The following is a 17,487-nucleotide window of genomic DNA, read 5'->3' on the forward strand; positions in this document are numbered from 1 at the left end:
CGGTGCTCTACGCGCGTAGGAGTTAGAGTGCGGAAATGACGAGCCAGAGCACCGCGAAGACCAGTGCGAGGACGCCGACGCCGGACCACGTCCGCCGCGCGCCGAAGGTTCTGCTGCACGACCACCTCGACGGCGGGCTGCGTCCCGGCACCGTCGTCGAACTCGCCCGCGAGACCGGCTACCCGGACCTCCCGGAGAGCGACGCCGGCCGGCTCGGCACCTGGTTCCGGCAGGCCGCCGACTCCGGGTCCCTGGAGCGGTACCTGGAGACCTTCTCCCACACCGTCGGCGTCATGCAGACCCGCGACGCCCTGGTCCGGGTCGCCGCCGAGTGCGCCGAGGACCTCGCCGAGGACGGCGTGGTCTACGCCGAGGTGCGCTACGCCCCCGAGCAGCACCTGGAACGGGGGCTGACCCTGGAGGAGGTCGTCGAGGCCGTCAACGAGGGCTTCCGGGAAGGGGAGCGGCGCGCGCGGGAGAACGGCCACCGCATCCGGGTCGGCGCCCTGCTCACCGCGATGCGGCACGCCGCCCGCTCGCTGGAGATCGCGGAACTCGCCAACCGCTACCGCGACCTCGGCGTCGTCGGCTTCGACATCGCGGGCGCCGAGGCCGGCTACCCGCCCACCCGGCACCTGGACGCCTTCGAGTACCTGAAGCGGGAGAACAACCACTTCACCATCCACGCCGGCGAGGCCTTCGGGCTGCCGTCCATCTGGCAGGCACTCCAGTGGTGCGGCGCCGACCGGCTCGGGCACGGGGTGCGCATCATCGACGACATCCAGGTCCACGAGGACGGCTCGGTCGAGCTCGGCCGCCTCGCCTCCTACGTCCGGGACAAGCGGATCCCGCTGGAGCTGTGCCCCAGTTCCAACCTCCAGACCGGCGCCGCCGACTCCTACGCCGAGCACCCCATCGGGCTGCTGCGCCGGCTCCACTTCCGGGTCACCGTCAACACGGACAACCGGCTGATGTCCCACACCAGCATGAGCCGCGAATTCGAGCACCTTGTCGAGGCGTTCGGTTACACGCTCGACGACATGCAGTGGTTCTCCGTCAATGCGATGAAATCAGCGTTCATTCCTTTCGATGAACGACTGGCCATGATCAATGACGTCATCAAGCCCGGATATGCCGAGCTGAAGTCCGAATGGCTGTTCCAGCAAACCGCCTCCACCAGCGGCGATGCGGCGGGCGAGGGCTGACCGGGCGGGGACGGTAATACAGAAGCGCGGCCGGGTTTTCACAATCCGTACGCATTTCGATGTTTGCCGCCGGGGGTGGGGCATGTTTAACGTCGGGCCACCGCTCACATCCCCGTCACCCCATTACGAGGACGCATTTCCATGAAGCAGTCTGCTGCCAAGACCCTCGGTGTCGCCGCCCTCGGTGCCGCCTTCGCCGCCGCCGGTGCCGGCGCGGCCACCGCGGCCCCCGAGCTCCCGGACGCCGCGCAGACGGTGGACTCCGTCGCCCGCACCCTCCCCGCGGAGACCGTCTCCCAGGTCGCGCCCGGCGCGGGCAACGTGCTGGAGCAGGGCCGCAAGGTCTCCCACACCGGTCTGACCGTCGCGCAGCCGGTCGCCGAGCAGCTCGTCGCCGAGCAGGTCGCCGAGGGCCCGACCAAGCCGGTCGCCAAGCTGCTCGGCGGAGTGCCGCTGAAGGGCCTGCCCACCCAGGGCCTGCCGGTCAACGGCCTGCCGATCGGCGGCTGACCCGCCCCCCCCCGCACGCCCCGACGGGGCGCACCCGGACACCGGGTGCGCCCCGTCGGCGTACCAGAGGGGAGGTACGTCCTCACCAGGCCGTGCGGGCGGCCTTCTCCTCGGACGGGAGCAGGATCCACAGGGCCAGGTAGAGCAGGAACTGGGGACCGGGCAGCAGGCAGGAGACCAGGAAGATCACCCGCATCGTGCCGTTGGAGGTGCCGAAGCGCCGGGCCAGCGCGGCGCACACTCCGCCGATCATGCGGCCGTGGGTGGGGCGGGCGAGGCTGGACATCGCGGCTCCTTCGTGAGCGAGTGGGCGGGGCTGCCCTCCGGCTTCCCCTTCATCTGCCCTCCACGCTACGGAGACGAACGGCGCAAAGCGTCGCTCTACGGGGCGATACCGACCCTGGGAATCGTCGGGGTCCGACCCTGAGCCGGCTCCTCCTGGGGTACGTCCTGCCGCCCCTCCAGCCGGTACCGGCGACGGAGGCGGGCCCGGCCCGCGGGGACGACGGCGAGGTGCGCGAGAGCCGCGCCCACCGTGCTCAGCAGCACCGAGTCGATGTCGACGACCTGGCCGGGCACCCCGGTCTGCAGCAGTTCGACGCCCAGCGACAGCAGGGTGACCGCGGCCAGCGTGCGCAGCAGGGAGGCCAGCGGCGAGACGGCCGCCCGCCCGCCGGCCATCGGCAGCAGGACGCCCAGCGGCGCCAGCAGCGCCAGGCCGCCGCCGAGCGAACGCGCCGCCTCGGCCCCGCCCAGCGCCAGGTCCGCACGGATCCCGGCGAAGGGTTCGAGGTTCGGGGGCAGCACCCAGGGGACGTCCAGCGGACGCAGCGCGTACCAGGCGACGAACGCGAGATGTGCGACGAGGAGAACGCTTCCTGTCACACGGATGCGGAGCGCGACGCTGCCGCCGGGGAACCCATGACGCTGCACGCCCCCCTAGACGCGACCCGCGCGGCGCGTGGTTCCGGACCGTGCCCCGAAGGGATGAGTCCTGCGCCACACGGCCCCCGCCCGCGCCTCAGCCGGCCCGGACCTCCTCGGCCGGCGGTTCGTTGCTGCCGGGCCGGGAACGGACCTCGTCCGTGCAGGTGTAGCGGCGGACGGACCGGTCGGCGGGGCCGGCCAGGACCACGGAACCGTCGCCCTCGGCCGCGGCGGAGTCGGAGAAGGTGCACACGAGCTGCGCGAGGGCGTACGAGGTGAGGTCGTCGGGGTCGGTGCTCAGCCGCAGCGTGTCCTCCGGGTCGCCGGAGCGCGGTCCCGTCACGGTGATCCCGCGGCGCACGTCCGAGGTGTACCCGGCCTCCTTCTCCGCGGCCGACGGCTGCTTCGCCAGCTCGTTCACCAGCCCCTGGGCCACCAGTGCCCGCCGCCCCGCGTCCGACGCGCCGTCCGGCACCCGCACCGTGCGGTCCACGGCCACCAGCGAGGAGCCGCACAGCAGGAACACCCGCGCCGGCAGCCCGGCGGCCGCCCGCGTGGCCACGTCCGGCTCGGAGAGCGAACAGCGCACCCGTGAGGGCGCGGGACCGTAGTCCGTGGGCACCTCGGTGGCGCGGATGCCGCACCCGGTCAGCAGCACGGCCAGTGCCACGAGCCCGGTCGTGGCCGACAGCCGGCGTACGGTCATCAGACCTGTCCCTTCGCGTCCTTGCCCTGGTCGTCGCCGCCCGCGCGGTCCTCCCCGGCGGGCGGGGACGGGTCCTGCGGCAGCCTCAGCGTGAACACCGCGCCGCCCTCGGGGGAGTTCTCCGCGGTGATCTCACCGCCGTGGATGTGCGCGTTCTCCATGGCGATGGACAGGCCCAGCCCGCTGCCCTCGGAGCGCGGCCGGGAGGCGCTCGCCTTGTAGAAGCGGTCGAAGACGTGCGGCAGGACGTCCTCGGGGATCCCGGGCCCGTTGTCCCGCACCCGGATGACGATCTCGTCGTCGGCCCGCGTCACCGACACCCTGACCGGCGACCCGCCGTGCTTGAGGGCGTTGCCGATCAGGTTGGCGAGGATGACGTCCAGACGGCGCGGGTCGAGCCGGGCGTGGATGCCGCGCTCGGCCTCCAGCTCCACGGCGTCCAGCCAGGCCCGGGCGTCGATGCAGGCGGTGATCTGGTCGGCGACGTCGACGTCGTCCAGGACCAGGCGGGCGGTGCCCGCGTCGAAGCGGGTGACCTCCATCAGGTTCTCCACCAGGTCGTTCAGCCGCCGTGTCTCGCTCACCACCAGCCGTACGGCCGGCTCGACCATCGGGTCGAAGCTCCCGCCGCCGTCCTCGCCCGCGAACTCCAGCTCCTCCTCCAGCACCTCCGTCACCGCGGTGAGCGCCGTCAGCGGGGTGCGCAGCTCGTGGCTCATGTCGGCGACGAAGCGCCGGGAGGCCTGCTCGCGGCCCGCCATGTCCGCGACCCGCTTCTCCAGGTTCTCGGCGGCGTTGTTGAACGTGCGGGACAGGTCGGCCAGTTCGTCGGTGCCGGAGACCCGCAGCCGGGTGTCCAGCTTCCCCTCGCCCAGCCGCCGCGCCGCGACCCCGAGCCGGTGCACGGGCTTGAGCACGGTCGTCGCCAGGGCCTGCGCGAGCAGCGCGGAGCCGAGCAGGGCGAGCGCCGTGGCGATCCCCAGCGACCAGGCGAGCGAGTTCAGGTCCTTCGCCTCCGGCTCCAGCGACTTGAGCATGTAGCCGGTCGGCCCGCCGCCGATCACCCGGGTGCCGGCTATGAGGTACGGGGTGCCGTCGTCGGTGATCCGCTGCCAGTACAGGTGGTACGGGTGCTTGTTGGCCGAGGTGAGCTTCTGCTCCTTGTTCACCGCCGCGCGCAGCGACTGGGGCACGTCGGACAGCGCGAAGCCGCCGAGGCCGCCCGAACTGCCGTACACCGTCTTGCCGTCGGCGCCCCGGGCGACCAGCAGCACCGCGAACCGCTGGCTGCTGTTGGCCATCTGGCCCGCGGTGTGCTGCAACTCGTCCTGCGTGGGGTGCTCGGGCAGCGCGCCGGCCCGGCTCTGCATCTCCTGCTCGAAGTCGCCCAGCACGGCGTCCTGGGTGCGGGTGAGCACCGCCTCGCGGTTCAGCCAGTAGGCGATGCCGGACGCGGACACGGCCGCGGTGAGCGCGACCAGACCGAAGACGAGGACCAGTCGCAGGCGCAGGCTGGTGAAGCGCAGCCAGGACCAGACTCCCTTGCGAGCCGCGGCCAGGCCGCGCGAACCCCCCTGGTGTTCCTTGGTCACTGAGGCGGATCCAGCCGGTAGCCGACACCCCGCACGGTACGGATCAGGGTCGGGGACGACGGAACGTCCTCGACCTTGGCGCGCAGCCGCTGCACGCACGCGTCCACCAGCCGGGAGTCACCGAGGTAGTCGTGCTCCCACACCAGCCGCAGCAACTGCTGCCGGGACAGCGCCTGTCCGGGCCGCCGGCTCAGCTCCAGCAGCAGCCGCAGCTCGGTCGGCGTGAGCTGGAGGTCCTCGCCGTTCTTCGTCACGGTCATCGCCGAGCGGTCGATGACCAGGCTGCCGAAGCTCGCCGAGTCCGTCGACTCCCGCTCCCCGCGCCGCAGTACGGCACGGATCCGGGCGTCGAGGACCCGGCCCTGGACGGGTTTGACGACGTAGTCGTCGGCGCCCGACTCGAGACCGACGACCACGTCGATGTCGTCGTTGCGCGCGGTCAGCAGAATGATCGGCAACTGGTCGGTGCGCCGGATGCGACGGCACACCTCGAAGCCGTCGATGCCGGGCAGCATCACGTCCAGCACGATCAGGTCCGGCCGCTGCTCGCGCAGCAGTTTCAGACCGTCCTCACCACTGGCAGCGGTGGCCACCCGGTGGCCCTGGCGGGTCAGGGAGAGCTCCAGGGCCGTGCGGATGGCGTCGTCGTCCTCGATCAGCAACAGGGAAGGCACGCGCTCATTCTGGCCCATGAGGGGGTGGGTGTTCGACCTGCGGGTGCGGATGGGGTCCCACCACGGCGCCGGACTCTGTGAAGGAACGGTGGTGCGACCGTGACGGACCCCTGTGACAGCTCTGTGACAGTCGGCGGACACGGCCATGAAGTGACCCGGGCAGGCTTTTCGTCACAGGCAACCGGCAGTCCACGACGGGGGGCGCGAGATGAACACGCTGAAGGGCACCAACACCAGCGCAGTGGTCACGCGTCTGCACGACGTGCACGCACACCGGGGCCCGGAGAAGTCCGGTGCCGTGAGCGGGCGGGGGTGCGCTCGCGGCACCGGGCGTCAGCACACCGCGTACATGACGGTGGTTGACGCGAACACGGGGGAAGCGGGGAAGACGGGGAGCGCGGCGGGCCGGGGGGAGCGCCGTTCCCTGTCGGAGGCGGAGTTCACCGCGTACGTGCAGGAGCGCCGCTCCTCCCTGTACGCGACCGCCTACCATCTGACCGGCGACCGCTTCGAGGCCGAGGACCTGCTGCAGAGCGCGCTGTTCTCGACCTACCGGGCGTGGGACCGGATCACCGACAAGGCGGCGGTCGGCGGATACCTCCGCCGCACCATGACCAACCTGCACATCAGCGCCTGGCGGCGCCGCAAGCTCAACGAGTACCCGACCGAGGAACTGCCGGAGACGCCCGGCGACACGGACGCGATGCGCGGCACCGAACTGCGCACGGTCCTGTGGCAGGCGCTGGCCCGGCTCCCCGAACTCCAGCGCACCATGCTGGTCCTGCGCTACTACGAGGGCCGGACCGACCCGGAGATCGCGGACATCCTCGGCATCAGCGTCGGCACGGTGAAGTCCAGCATCTGGCGGTCGCTCCGCCGGCTGCGCGAGGACGACGTCCTCAGCTTCGGCCGTGACCGTGAGGACGCCTTCGGCGAACTGGTCGCCTGAGGGCAGGGGGCGGGGGCCCCGTGAAAAAAAATCCGGTCCGGGGTGTATCAGGGGGTGGGGACCGGACTCTTACTCACGGGGAAGCACCACGGGGGAACGACGGGGGACACGGGGGACGGGGATCACGGGGGATCCACGGGGGAGTGGAAAGGGAGCGGGACTGGAGGGCCGGGGGGTCCGTCCAGTCCCGCTTCCGTGTGTTCAGGCCGCCGTACGGCTGGTGGCGCACCGGCCCGCCGCCGCGGCGGCCAGGCGTCCCATCGCCTCGTCCCGGTCGCACACGTGGGCGCCCAGGGCCGACTGCCGGGCGACGACCGACCGCTCCTGCCGCATCAGCCGCCAGCCCCTGCGCAGCAGGAACGGCACGGACTTGCGGCCCTCGCGCAGGTCCCGCAGGAAGCGCCGGCGGAAGGTGGTCACGGGACCCCGGCTCAGGCACAGCGCGTCGGCCAGTACGCCCAGTTCGCGGCAGCGGTCCACCAGTTCCGCGGCGAAGATGCCCTCGGCGAGGAACAGCGGCGTCCGCCCGATGTCGACCGCCTCCTGGCCGGTGCGGGCGCTGAGCGAGATGTCGTAGACGGGCACGTCGGTACGGCCCGTGCGGCACAGCTCCCCGATGGCGGCGAGCGCCGCGTCCGCGTCCCACGACGCCGGGTGGTCCCAGTCGATGTCGGAACTGAGCGGCACGGTCGGCAGCGTCGGGTCGGTGCCCTCCTTGTAGAAGTCGTCGAGGCGCAGCACCGGGAGGCCGGAGTGCGCGGCGAGGAGGGACTTGCCGGAGCCGGAGGGGCCGCAGAGCAGCACGACTCGCGTCGGTATGGGCGGATGGGAGCTCACGGGACACCAGTCTGAGGCATCCGGGGGCTCTCGTACGACCCCGCGGGTGGACTTTGCAGCACGCGTCACATCCCGAGGGCGCCGCGCGGTGACCTGATGACGGTGCGCACTGTTGTCAGGGCAGTCCGTAGCAATCCACACCAAGAGGTGGCAGCAGCGATGGCCCGACACGCGTCCCCCCGCACCACGCACGCACAGCGCGCCCTGATCGCCCTCGCGACCGCCGGAACCGCCCTGGCCGCAGGGTCGGCCACGGCCTCCGCGGCGGACGGCGGCGGCGAAACGATCGCGGGCCTGGCCCACACCCGCCCCACGTCCCTGGGCAACATCGACCCGCAGGCGGGTCTGGCGGCCGTCACCGGCACCGTCGGCTACGTCACCGGCCCGGTCGCCGACCTCAAGCCCAACCCGCTGGCCGGCACCGGCGTCGACCCGCTGGACAACGGCGTCGGCACCAAGGTCGCCGACTTCCGGCCGCTGACCTCCACGGCCCTGACGGGGCCGGTCGCGCAGGCCCCGTCGGTCGGCAGCGTGCCGGTGGTGGGGCAGGTGACGGAGCTGCTGCGCTGAGGCAGCGCGTGCGCGTCGGGCCGCGGTCTCCGCGAGGGGCCGCGGCCCGGCTGTGCCGCCGTGCCGCCAGGGCACCGGCGTGCCGCGCCGGTTCGCCGCGGCCGCTCGCCCCGAGGACTCCGCGGGGAGGCCGTCTAATCTGTGTGCTTCACGAATCGGGTAAGAGGTGCAAGGGGGCCGTGTGCACGACGACGACGGATTCAGCGGGGCCGGCGGCGGTACTGGCGGTCGGCCCGAGGACCGGCGGCCGGCCGACCCCACCGTGATCGAGGGCCGCTACGAGCTGCTGGAACCCATCGGCAGCGGCGGCATGGGCGAGGTCTGGAGGGCCCACGACCGGCGGCTGCGCCGGTTCGTCGCCGTGAAGGGGCTCCTCGACCGCAGGGCCACGACGCCGGACACGCAGAAGGCGGCGATGCAGCGGGCCCGCCGTGAGGCGGAGGCACTCGCCAAGATCGAGCACCAGAACGTGGTCACGGTCCACGACCAGATCGAGACCGCCGACCAGGTCTGGATCGTGATGAAGCTGCTGGAAGGACGGTCGCTGGCCGACCTGTTGCGCCGTGACGGGGTCCTCGGCGTGCCCAGGGCCGCGGACATCGGTCTCCAGATGGCCCAGGGCCTCAGGGCGGTGCACGAGGCGTCGGTGCTGCACCGCGACGTCAAGCCGGGCAACGTCCTGGTGCGGGACGGCGGCCAGGTGGTCCTGGTGGACTTCGGCATCGCCACCTTCGAGGGCGCCGACCGGGTCACCCGGTACGGCGGAGTCATCGGCACGCCCCCCTACCTGGCGCCCGAACTCTTCGCCCCCGCGAGTCCCGGCCCCACGCCCGCCTCCGACCTGTGGGCGCTGGGCGTCACCCTCTACGAGATGGTCGAGGGACGCCTGCCCTTCGGCGGCGGCGAGGTCTGGGAGGTGCAGGCCCGCATCCAGCAGTCGCCGGACCCGGTGCTCCGCTACGCCGGTCCCCTCGGACCCGTCATCCAGGGGCTGTTGGCCACGGACCCCGCCGGCCGCCTGGACGCCGCCACGGCCGAGGCGATGCTCCGGGAGGTCCTCGCGGACCCGGGCACACCGGTCCCCACCCGGGCCGCCACCCCCGTACCTCCGCCCGAGCCCCGGCCCACGCCGGCAGCGGCCGTACCGGCACCCGCTGCCTCCGCCCCGGCCGTCCCCTCCGAGCCCGCGCCCGCGCCCGCATCCGGACCGGCCGTGGCGCCGGCGGCGTCGGACGCAGGGCGCCGCGGGCGGTTCCGTGCCTGGAAGGTGGCGGCGGCCGCGGCGTGCGTCGTGCTGCTGGCCGGCGGCGGCTGGCTCCTCTCCCAGGGCGACTCCGGGGGCAAGCAGGACGACGCCTCCGGCGAACAGGGCGGCGGACCCGCCGGGGGTGACCCGGCGAAGGCGTGGGAGCAGTGGAAGGACGCCAAGAAACGGCTGGCGATCGGCGCCAAGGAGGATCAGCCCGGACTGAGCTTCTACAACAAGGACACCGGCGTGTGGAGCGGGTTCGACATCGACATCGCCTACGCCCTCGCCGGAAGACTGGGCTACGACCGGGACCAGGTCGACTTCTACGGCGTGACCACGGCCAACCGGGCGAGCAAGCTGAAGAACGGCGAAGTGGACCTGGTCATCGCCTCGTACAGCATGACTCCCGAGCGCGAGAAGAAGGACGGCATCCGTTTCGTCGGCCCCTACTACAACGCGGGCAGCAGCCTCCTCGTGCGCAAGAACTCCGCGAAGTACGAGCTCAACGAAGCAGCCGACGTGGAGGAGAAGCAGGTCGAGGTGTGCACGGCCCGGGACTCCACGTACGCGGCCCGGTTGCAGAAGGAGGGGTACACCACCGGGAAATGGCAGCCCGACACCTACAAGGAGTGCGTGGAACGGCTGCTGGACAAGCGCTCGAGCGTGTACGCGGTCGCCTCGGACGACGTTCTCCTCGCGGGGTACGCCCAGAACGACCCGGCGCATCTGAAGCTGCTGCCCAGCGGCGCGGGCACGGAACCCTACGGGGTGGCGATGCGGAAGGGCGACCCTCTCCTGAAGAGCAAGGTGTGCTCGGGGCTCCAGGAGATCCTGGCCGGAAAGGAGTGGTCGGAGATGTACATGAAGGACCTGTCCCCGCTGACGGGACGGAAGACCGCGCCGAGAAAGCCCGAGCTGACGCCGTGCTCTGGTGAGTGAGCGGAGCCGGCGGCCTGGCGGGCCCGCGGTTCCTCCGGACGGAGAGGAACCGCGGGCCCGCGGGGGAGGCGGTCAGTAACCCCGCGGGGCAGGTGGTCAGCAACCCCGCGGGAGGCGGTCAGTAGGACGAACCCGACGCGCCCAGCGCGCCCGTCGGGTGCCAGACCGTCTTCGTCTCCAGGAACGCCGTCATGCGCTCGGTGCCCGGGGTCGCCGACCAGTCGACCTCGTCCACAGGCTGTGGACGCAGGACGCGCTTCAGGTTGTCCGCCGCCGCGGTCTCCAGCTCCTTGGCCAGCGCCTCGTCGGCGCCCGCCAGGTCGATCGCGTTGACGTCCTGGTGCGCGGCGAGCGGGGCGGCGATCTCCGCCGTACGGCCGGAGAGGACGTTGACCACGCCGCCGGGGAGGTCGGAGGTGGCCAGGACCTCGCCCAGGGAGAGGGCGGGCAGGGGCGACTTCTCCGAGGCCACCACGACCGCCGTGTTGCCCGTCGCGACGACCGGGGCGACCACCGAGACCAGGCCCAGGAAGGACGACTCCTGCGGGGCCAGGACGGCGACGACGCCGGTCGGCTCCGGGGAGGAGAGGTTGAAGAACGGGCCCGCGACCGGGTTGCCGCCGCCGACCACCTGGGCGATCTTGTCGGTCCAGCCCGCGTACCAGACCCAGCGGTCGATCGCGGCGTCCACCTGTGCCGCCGCCTTCGGCTTCGACAGGCCCTCCGCGTCGGCCACCTCCGCGACGTACTGGTCGCGCCGGCCCTCCAGCATCTCGGCGATGCGGTAGAGGACCTGGCCACGGTTGTACGCCGTCGCGCCGGACCAGCCGCCGAACGCCTTGCGCGCGGCGACCACCGCGTCCCGGGCGTCCTTGCGGGAGGAGAGCGGCGCGTTCGCCAGCCACTTGCCCTTTGCGTCGGTCACCTCGTACACCCGGCCGCTCTCGGAACGCGGGAACTTCCCGCCGACGTACAGCTTGTAGGTCTTCAGTACGGAAAGTCGTGCGTCAGACATCGAGGTACGCCTCCAGGCCGTGGCGGCCGCCCTCGCGGCCGAAGCCCGACTCCTTGTACCCGCCGAACGGCGAGGTCGGGTCGAACTTGTTGAACGTGTTGGACCAGATCACACCCGCGCGGAGCTTGTTCGCGACCGCCAGGATGCGCGAGCCCTTCTCCGTCCAGATGCCCGCCGACAGGCCGTACGGCGTGTTGTTGGCCTTGGCGACCGCCTCGTCCGGCGTGCGGAAGGTCAGCACGGACAGGACCGGGCCGAAGATCTCGTCGCGGGCGATGGTGTGTGCCTGGGTGACGTTCGTGAAGAGCGTCGGGGCGAACCAGTAGCCGTTCTCCGGGAGTTCGCAGGCCGGGGACCAGCGCTCGGCGCCCTCCGCCTCGCCCTGGTCGGCGAGGGCGGTGATCCGGGCCAGTTGCTCGGCGGAGTTGATCGCGCCGATGTCGGTGTTCTTGTCCAGCGGGTCGCCCAGGCGGAGGGTGGTGAGCCTGCGCTTGAGGGAGTCGAGGAGTTCGTCGTGGACCGACTCCTGCACCAGGAGGCGGGAGCCCGCGCAGCAGACCTGGCCCTGGTTGAAGAAGATGCCGTTGACGATGCCCTCGACGGCCTGGTCGATCGGGGCGTCGTCGAAGACGATGTTGGCGCCCTTGCCGCCCAGCTCCAGGGTGAGCTTCTTGCGGGTGCCCGCCACGGTGCGCGCGATCTGCTTCCCCACGGCCGTGGAGCCGGTGAAGGCGACCTTGTTCACGTCCGGGTGGGCGGTCAGCGCGGCTCCGGCGCGGCCGTCGCCGGTGACGATGTTGACGACGCCCTTGGGGAGCCCGGCCTGGCGGCAGATGTCCGCGAAGAACAGGGCGGAGAGGGGGGTCGTCTCGGCGGGCTTCAGGACCACCGTGTTGCCAGTGGCCAGGGCCGGGGCGATCTTCCACGCCAGCATCAGGAGCGGGAAGTTCCACGGGATGACCTGGCCCGCGACGCCCAGCGGGCGCGGGTTCGGGCCGTAGCCGGCGTGGTCGAGCTTGTCGGCCCAGCCCGCGTAGTAGAAGAAGTGCGCCGCCACCAGGGGGAGGTCCGCGTCGCGGGTCTCCCTGATCGGCTTGCCGTTGTCGAGGGTTTCCAGAACGGCCAGTTCGCGGCTGCGTTCCTGGATGATGCGGGCGATGCGGAAGAGGTACTTCGCGCGCTCCGCGCCGGGCAGCGCCGACCACTTCTCGAACGCCCTGCGGGCGGCCTGCACGGCGCGGTCGACGTCCGCCTCGCCGGCCTCGGCGACCTCGGAGAGGACCTCCTCGGTGGACGGCGAGACGGTCTTGAAGACCTTGCCGTCGGCCGCCTCGGCGAACTCGCCGTCGATGAACAGGCCGTAGGAGGGGGCGATGTCGACGACCGCGCGGGACTCGGGGGCCGGGGCGTAGTCGAAGGCGGACGCGGACGCGGGCGTGGGCGCGGGCGCGGGCGTGTGCGTGTGCGTCGACGCGGGGGTGGTTGCGGGTTCGGGTGCGGGTGCCATGGGGATCAGTCCACCGTCACGTAGTCGGGGCCGGAGTAACGGCCTGTGGCCAGCTTCTGGCGCTGCATCAGCAGGTCGTTCAGCAGCGAGGAGGCGCCGAAGCGGAACCAGTGGTTGTCCAGCCAGTCCGCGCCCGCGGTCTCGTTGACCAGGACCAGGAACTTGATCGCGTCCTTCGCGGTGCGGATGCCGCCGGCCGGCTTCACACCGACCTGGACACCGGTCTGCGCGCGGAAGTCGCGGACCGCCTCCAGCATCAGGAGGGTGTTGGCGGGCGTCGCGTTGACCGCCACCTTGCCGGTCGAGGTCTTGATGAAGTCCGCCCCGGCCAGCATGCCGAGCCAGCTCGCGCGGCGGATGTTGTCGTACGTCGACAGCTCGCCGGTCTCGAAGATCACCTTCAGGCGGGCCGACGTGCCGCAGGCCTCGCGCACGGCGACGATCTCGTCGTACACCTTCATGTAGTCGCCCGCGAGGAAGGCCCCGCGGTCGATGACCATGTCGACCTCGTCCGCGCCCGCCGTCACGGCCTCGCGCACGTCGGCCAGCTTGACGGCGAGCGAGGCCCGGCCGGCCGGGAACGCCGTGGCCACCGAGGCGACCTTCACGCCGGACCCGGCGACGGCCTTCTTCGCGGTGGGCACCATGTCGGGGTACACGCAGACGGCGGCGGTGGCGGGTGCCGTGCGGTCGGTCGGGTCGGGACGGACCGCCTTCGCGCCGAGCGCCCGGACCTTGCCCGGGGTGTCCGCGCCTTCCAGCGTCGTCAGGTCGACCATCGAGACGGCCAGGTCGAGGGCGTAGGCCTTCGCGGTGGTCTTGATGGAACGGGTGCCGAGCGAGGCGGCGCGCGCCTCCAGGCCGACCGCGTCGACGCCGGGCAGGCCGTGGAGGAAGCGGCGCAGCGTGCTGTCGGACGCGGTGAGGTCGGCGAGTCCGTGTGCGGGGCCGTTCGCGGGGCCCTGTGCGGCGGGTGCAGTGGTGGGCATGGTCACCAGGTGAGCATATCTACGCGCGTAGCGGTCTGTACAGCCCTTGGGGTGGGTTGGGGGTGGTGTGGGGTGGGGGTGCGTTGTGGTGGGTGGGGTGCTGGAGGTGCGGTGATGGTGCGGTGTCGGGGTCGGTTGGGCTTTCGGGCACAATCGGCTGCATGACGACCCCCGAGCCGCAGTCGCCCTCGCCGCAGCCGTCGGCACCCGTGTTCAAGGACCGGGTCTACCGCTCGCCCGCAGGTATCGCCGGAGGCGTGCTGGTGCTCGCCCTCGCGCTGTGGCTCGGCATCGACGCCCTGGTCGCGGGCGAGGGGAACACCCGCTGGAAGGCGCTCGCGGCGCTGGTCTTCCTCGTGCCGCTCGTCGCCGCCTACACCGTGCGGCCCGCCGTCTTCGCGAACGAGGACCGGCTGCGGGTGCGCAATCCGTTCCGCGTGATCGTGCTCCCCTGGGCGGAGGTGGCCTCCTTCCGGTCCGCCTACTCCAACGAGGTCTTCGCCGAGGGCGGCGCCAAGTACCAGCTCTGGTCCATTCCCGTCTCGCTGCGGGGGCGCAAGAAGGCCGCGCGGCAGGAGGACCGGCGGGCGGCCGGTGGTGCCGGGCGCAGGCGCGGGGGTCTGTTCGGGGGCGCGGGGCAGTTCGGGTCCGACGCCGCCGTGACGGACGGGCCCGTGCGGGCCCAGGGCGACAAGACCATGGACGAGCTGCGTGAACTGTGGGAGGCGCGGAAGGACGCGGCGAGCTCCAAGGGCGAGGTGACCGTGCGGTGGGCCTACGAGATCGTCGTGCCGGTGCTCGCCGGAGCGGTGGCGCTGGCGGTGCTGCTCGGGGTGGGGTGACGGTCCGCTTCTCCGCGTGTGCGGGTTGCGGGGTGCGGGTCGCGGGGTGCGGGTTGCGGGTTGCGGTGAGTTCGTCCGGGGGCCCTTCGCGGGCCCCCGGTGGTGTCAGATGCCGGCTGCTGTCGACAGGTCCTGCTTGAGGGCCGTCAGGAGGTCCGTCGCCTTCGTGCGGGCCGCCGGGAGGTCGGCGTGCGCGGCGACCGGGACGACCACCTCCAGGTAGCACTTCAGCTTGGGCTCCGTACCGCTCGGGCGGACGATCACCCGGGCACCCTCGAGCGTGTAGCGCAGGCCGTCCGTGGGCGGCAGCGTGTCCGTGCCCCGGGTGAGGTCCTCGGCCCTGGTCACGGGGAGGCCCGCCAGGGTCGTCGGGGGCTGTTCGCGCAGGCGGTGCATCGCGGCGGCGATGAGGGAGAGGTCCTCCACGCGGACCGAGAGCTGGTCGGTGGCGTGCAGGCCGTGCTCCACGGCGATGTCGTCCAGGAGGTCGAGGAGCGTGCGACCCTCCGTCTTGAGGACCGAGGCCAGTTCCGTGATCAGGAGGGCCGCGGTGATGCCGTCCTTGTCGCGGACGCCTTCCGGGTCGACGCAGTAGCCGAGCGCCTCCTCGTAGCCGTAGCGGATGTTCTCCACGCGGGCGATCCACTTGAAGCCGGTGAGGGTTTCGACGTGGGGGACGCCGGCCTTCGCGGCGATGCGGCCGAGGAGGGAGGACGACACGATCGACTCCGCGAACGTGCCCTGTGCTCCGCGGGTGACCAGGTGGGCGGCGAGGAGGGCGCCCACCTCGTCGCCGCGGAGCATGCGCCAGCCTGCGGCGACGGTGGGATCGGGTACGGCCACCGCCAGGCGGTCGGCGTCCGGGTCGTTGGCGATGACCAGGTCGGGGGCGGGGGTCGTGGCGCGGGCCTGCGCGAAGGCGAGGTCCATCGCGCCGGGCTCCTCCGGGTTGGGGAAGGCGACGGTGGGGAAGTCCGGGTCGGGGTCGGCCTGCTCGGTGACGAGGACCGGCCGCGGGAAGCCGGCGCGTTCGAAGGCGGCGCGGAGGGTGTCCTTGCCGACGCCGTGCATCGCGGTGTAGACGGTGCGGGCGGTGCGGGGGGAGTCCTCGGCGAGGACGGCGTCCGTGCGGGCGAGGTAGGCGTCGAGGACGTCGTCGGTCAGCGTCTGCCAGCCGGTCGCGGGGCGGGGGACGTCGTGGAGGGTGCGTACGGCGTCGATCTCCGCGGCGATCTCTGCGTCGGCCGGGGGCACGATCTGGGAGCCGTCGCCCAGGTACACCTTGTAGCCGTTGTCGCGGGGCGGGTTGTGGCTGGCGGTGACCTCCACGCCGGCGACGGCGCCGAGGTGGCGGATCGCGAAGGCGAGGACGGGGGTGGGGAGGGGGCGGGGGAGCACGGCGGCCCTCAGGCCGGCGCCGGTCATCACGGCGGCGGTGTCGCGGGCGAAGTCCTCGGACTTGTGGCGGGCGTCGTAGCCGACGACGACCAGGCCGTCGGTGTGGCCCTGCTTCTTCAGGTACGCGGCGAGGCCGGCGGCGGCGCGGATGACGACCGAGCGGTTCATGCGCAGGGGGCCGGCGCCGAGTTCGCCGCGGAGGCCCGCGGTGCCGAACTGGAGGGTGCCGGAGAAGCGGGCGGTGAGCTGGGCGTGGTCCTCGGCGTCGATGAGGCGGGCGAGTTCGGCGCGGGTGTCCGGGTCGGGGTCCTCGGCCAGCCATGCCCTGGCTCGTGCGAGGAGGTCGTCGTCGGTTGCGTCTTGCACGTCGGTCAGCCTCTCGGGGGTCGGTGTGGTGTGGGGTGCGGGGTGCGGGGTGACTGCGGCGCCTATGGGGGGTGCCTGCGGCGCCTGTGCGGGTTGGGTGGGGGTGCGCGTAGCGCGGTGCGGTGGGTTGTGGGTCGGGGTCGCGCCGGGGGGTGTCCGTCCTCGGAACGGCGCGGAATCGGTCGGCCACAGATGTGAACTCCGTTGACGCGCCAACCGCTGCGGGCGGACACCCCCCGAACGCGCGGCACCCCGCCGGCGCCGGGCTCGCAACCCCGCTCCGCGCCCGCACCGGGGCACCCCGCGACGCCGGACCAGCGCGGCGTCGCTACAGGCGGCCCAGGACCTGGGTCAGCAGCGTTCCCATGCGGGCGGCGGAGTCGCGGCCCGCCTGGAGGACCTCCTCGTGGTTGAGGGGCTCGCCCGTCATGCCCGCGGCCAGGTTGGTGACCAGGGAGATGCCCAGCACCTCCGCGCCGGCCTCGCGGGCCGCGATCGCCTCCAGGACCGTGGACATGCCCACCAGGTCGGCGCCGATGACGCGGGCCATGCGGATCTCGGCCGGGGTCTCGTAGTGCGGGCCGGGGAACTGGGCGTAGACACCCTCCTCCAGCGTGGGGTCGACCTCCTTGCACAGCGCGCGCAGGCGCGGGGAGTAGAGGTCGGTGAGGTCGACGAAGTTGGCGCCGACGATGGGGGAGGTGGCGGTGAGGTTGATGTGGTCGCTGATCAGGACCGGCTGGCCGGGGCGCATGCCCTCGCGCAGGCCGCCGCAGCCGTTGGTCAGGATGATCGTCTTGGCGCCGGCGGCGACGGCGGTGCGGACGCCGTGGGAGACGGCGGCCACGCCGTGGCCCTCGTAGTAATGGGTGCGGCCCAGGAAGACCAGCGCGCGCTTGTCGCCGATGGAGTACGAGCGGATCTTGCCGCCGTGCCCCTCCACCGCCGGCTTGGGGAAGCCCGGCAGGTCGGTGACCTGGAGATCGGCCTCGGGGGCGCCCAGGGCGTCCACGGCCGGTGCCCAGCCGGAGCCCATCACGAGGGCGACGTCGTGGGTCTCGGCGCCGGTGAGTTCACGCAGGCGGGCCGCGGCGGCGTCGGCGGCGGCGTAGGGGTCGCCCTGGATGTCGTCCGGAAGAAGAGATGCGTTCACGCCGATGAGGGTAGCCGGTTTGCGGCTACGCGCGTAGATGTCGGAGGTCACGGGATGGT

General features: G+C 72.4%; 17 protein-coding genes. 6 read left to right on the forward strand and 11 right to left on the reverse strand.

The window, feature by feature from the left end; genetic code table 11:
* Positions 1 to 35 precede the first annotated feature (35 nt).
* Positions 36 to 1,205, forward strand: a complete 1,170-nt coding sequence (locus tag IG88_RS0104310; RefSeq protein WP_031035110.1) for an adenosine deaminase — start codon at positions 36 to 38, stop codon at positions 1,203 to 1,205.
* Between the two features lie 141 nt (positions 1,206 to 1,346).
* Positions 1,347 to 1,715 (forward strand): hypothetical protein, encoded by a 369-nt coding sequence (locus tag IG88_RS0104315; protein WP_031035112.1) that lies wholly within the window; start codon positions 1,347 to 1,349, stop codon positions 1,713 to 1,715.
* Between the two features lie 82 nt (positions 1,716 to 1,797).
* On the opposite strand, the gene IG88_RS0104320 is transcribed toward IG88_RS0104315, so the two are convergent.
* From IG88_RS0104320 to afsQ1, 5 genes are all read right to left on the reverse strand, one after another.
* Positions 1,798 to 2,001, reverse strand: a complete 204-nt coding sequence (locus tag IG88_RS0104320) for a PspC domain-containing protein (protein ID WP_030400387.1) — start codon at positions 1,999 to 2,001, stop codon at positions 1,798 to 1,800.
* 95 nt (positions 2,002 to 2,096) lie between these two features.
* Positions 2,097 to 2,648, reverse strand: coding sequence for a VanZ family protein (locus IG88_RS0104325; protein ID WP_031035114.1), 552 nt, complete (start codon positions 2,646 to 2,648; stop codon positions 2,097 to 2,099).
* 88 nt (positions 2,649 to 2,736) lie between these two features.
* Positions 2,737 to 3,348 carry a hypothetical protein gene (locus IG88_RS0104330; RefSeq protein ID WP_031035116.1) on the reverse strand — a complete coding sequence of 204 codons (612 nt, stop codon included), beginning with the start codon at positions 3,346 to 3,348 and terminating at the stop codon, positions 2,737 to 2,739.
* Positions 3,348 to 4,940, reverse strand: a complete 1,593-nt coding sequence (locus IG88_RS0104335) for a sensor histidine kinase (RefSeq protein ID WP_031035117.1) — start codon at positions 4,938 to 4,940, stop codon at positions 3,348 to 3,350. Before IG88_RS0104335 ends, IG88_RS0104330 begins: the two co-directional genes overlap by 1 nt.
* A complete protein-coding gene (gene afsQ1, locus IG88_RS0104340) occupies positions 4,937 to 5,614 on the reverse strand; it encodes a two-component system response regulator AfsQ1 (protein ID WP_003974066.1) in 678 nt (225 codons plus the stop codon). Before afsQ1 ends, IG88_RS0104335 begins: the two co-directional genes overlap by 4 nt.
* A gap of 208 nt (positions 5,615 to 5,822) precedes the next feature.
* Here afsQ1 and IG88_RS0104345 point away from each other — a divergent pair, with 208 nt between their 5' ends.
* Positions 5,823 to 6,563, forward strand: coding sequence for a SigE family RNA polymerase sigma factor (locus IG88_RS0104345; RefSeq protein WP_031035120.1), 741 nt, complete (start codon positions 5,823 to 5,825; stop codon positions 6,561 to 6,563).
* A gap of 201 nt (positions 6,564 to 6,764) precedes the next feature.
* Here IG88_RS0104345 and IG88_RS0104350 read toward each other — a convergent pair whose 3' ends face one another.
* The gene (locus IG88_RS0104350; RefSeq protein WP_031035122.1) at positions 6,765 to 7,367 is read right to left on the reverse strand and encodes a uridine kinase; all 603 of its coding nucleotides are present in this window, start codon (positions 7,365 to 7,367) and stop codon (positions 6,765 to 6,767) included.
* Positions 7,368 to 7,559: 192 nt separating this feature from the next.
* Between IG88_RS0104350 and IG88_RS0104355 the strand changes: the two genes are divergently transcribed.
* Entirely contained in the window at positions 7,560 to 7,970 is a 411-nt protein-coding gene (locus IG88_RS0104355; RefSeq protein WP_031035124.1) for a hypothetical protein, read from the forward strand.
* 181 nt (positions 7,971 to 8,151) lie between these two features.
* Entirely contained in the window at positions 8,152 to 10,158 is a 2,007-nt protein-coding gene (locus tag IG88_RS0104360) for a bifunctional serine/threonine-protein kinase/glutamate ABC transporter substrate-binding protein (protein WP_031035126.1), read from the forward strand.
* 118 nt (positions 10,159 to 10,276) lie between these two features.
* On the opposite strand, the gene IG88_RS0104365 is transcribed toward IG88_RS0104360, so the two are convergent.
* Genes IG88_RS0104365 through deoC form a run of 3 tightly spaced genes read right to left on the reverse strand, consistent with a single transcriptional unit; the run spans position 10,277 to position 13,669 of the window.
* On the reverse strand, positions 10,277 to 11,173 hold the full coding sequence (locus IG88_RS0104365) for an aldehyde dehydrogenase family protein (protein ID WP_031035128.1): 897 nt from the start codon (positions 11,171 to 11,173) through the stop codon (positions 10,277 to 10,279).
* Positions 11,166 to 12,680 (reverse strand): aldehyde dehydrogenase family protein, encoded by a 1,515-nt coding sequence (locus tag IG88_RS0104370; RefSeq protein WP_234331996.1) that lies wholly within the window; start codon positions 12,678 to 12,680, stop codon positions 11,166 to 11,168. Before IG88_RS0104370 ends, IG88_RS0104365 begins: the two co-directional genes overlap by 8 nt.
* A gap of 5 nt (positions 12,681 to 12,685) precedes the next feature.
* On the reverse strand, positions 12,686 to 13,669 hold the full coding sequence (gene deoC / locus IG88_RS0104375) for a deoxyribose-phosphate aldolase (RefSeq protein WP_031035133.1): 984 nt from the start codon (positions 13,667 to 13,669) through the stop codon (positions 12,686 to 12,688).
* A 161-nt stretch (positions 13,670 to 13,830) separates the two neighbouring features.
* On the opposite strand from deoC, the gene IG88_RS0104380 reads away from it, so the two are divergent.
* The gene (locus IG88_RS0104380) at positions 13,831 to 14,511 is read left to right on the forward strand and encodes a PH domain-containing protein (protein ID WP_031035135.1); all 681 of its coding nucleotides are present in this window, start codon (positions 13,831 to 13,833) and stop codon (positions 14,509 to 14,511) included.
* A gap of 105 nt (positions 14,512 to 14,616) precedes the next feature.
* Here IG88_RS0104380 and IG88_RS0104385 read toward each other — a convergent pair whose 3' ends face one another.
* Positions 14,617 to 16,275 carry a phospho-sugar mutase gene (locus IG88_RS0104385; protein ID WP_107452029.1) on the reverse strand — a complete coding sequence of 553 codons (1,659 nt, stop codon included), beginning with the start codon at positions 16,273 to 16,275 and terminating at the stop codon, positions 14,617 to 14,619.
* 328 nt (positions 16,276 to 16,603) lie between these two features.
* A complete protein-coding gene (locus IG88_RS0104390; protein ID WP_030400902.1) occupies positions 16,604 to 17,428 on the reverse strand; it encodes a purine-nucleoside phosphorylase in 825 nt (274 codons plus the stop codon).
* Positions 17,429 to 17,487: the final 59 nt, after the last annotated feature.

Origin of the sequence: Streptomyces sp. NRRL F-5650, assembly GCF_000721365.1 — a bacterium.
Taxonomy (GTDB): Bacteria; Actinomycetota; Actinomycetes; order Streptomycetales; family Streptomycetaceae; genus Streptomyces; species Streptomyces ardesiacus.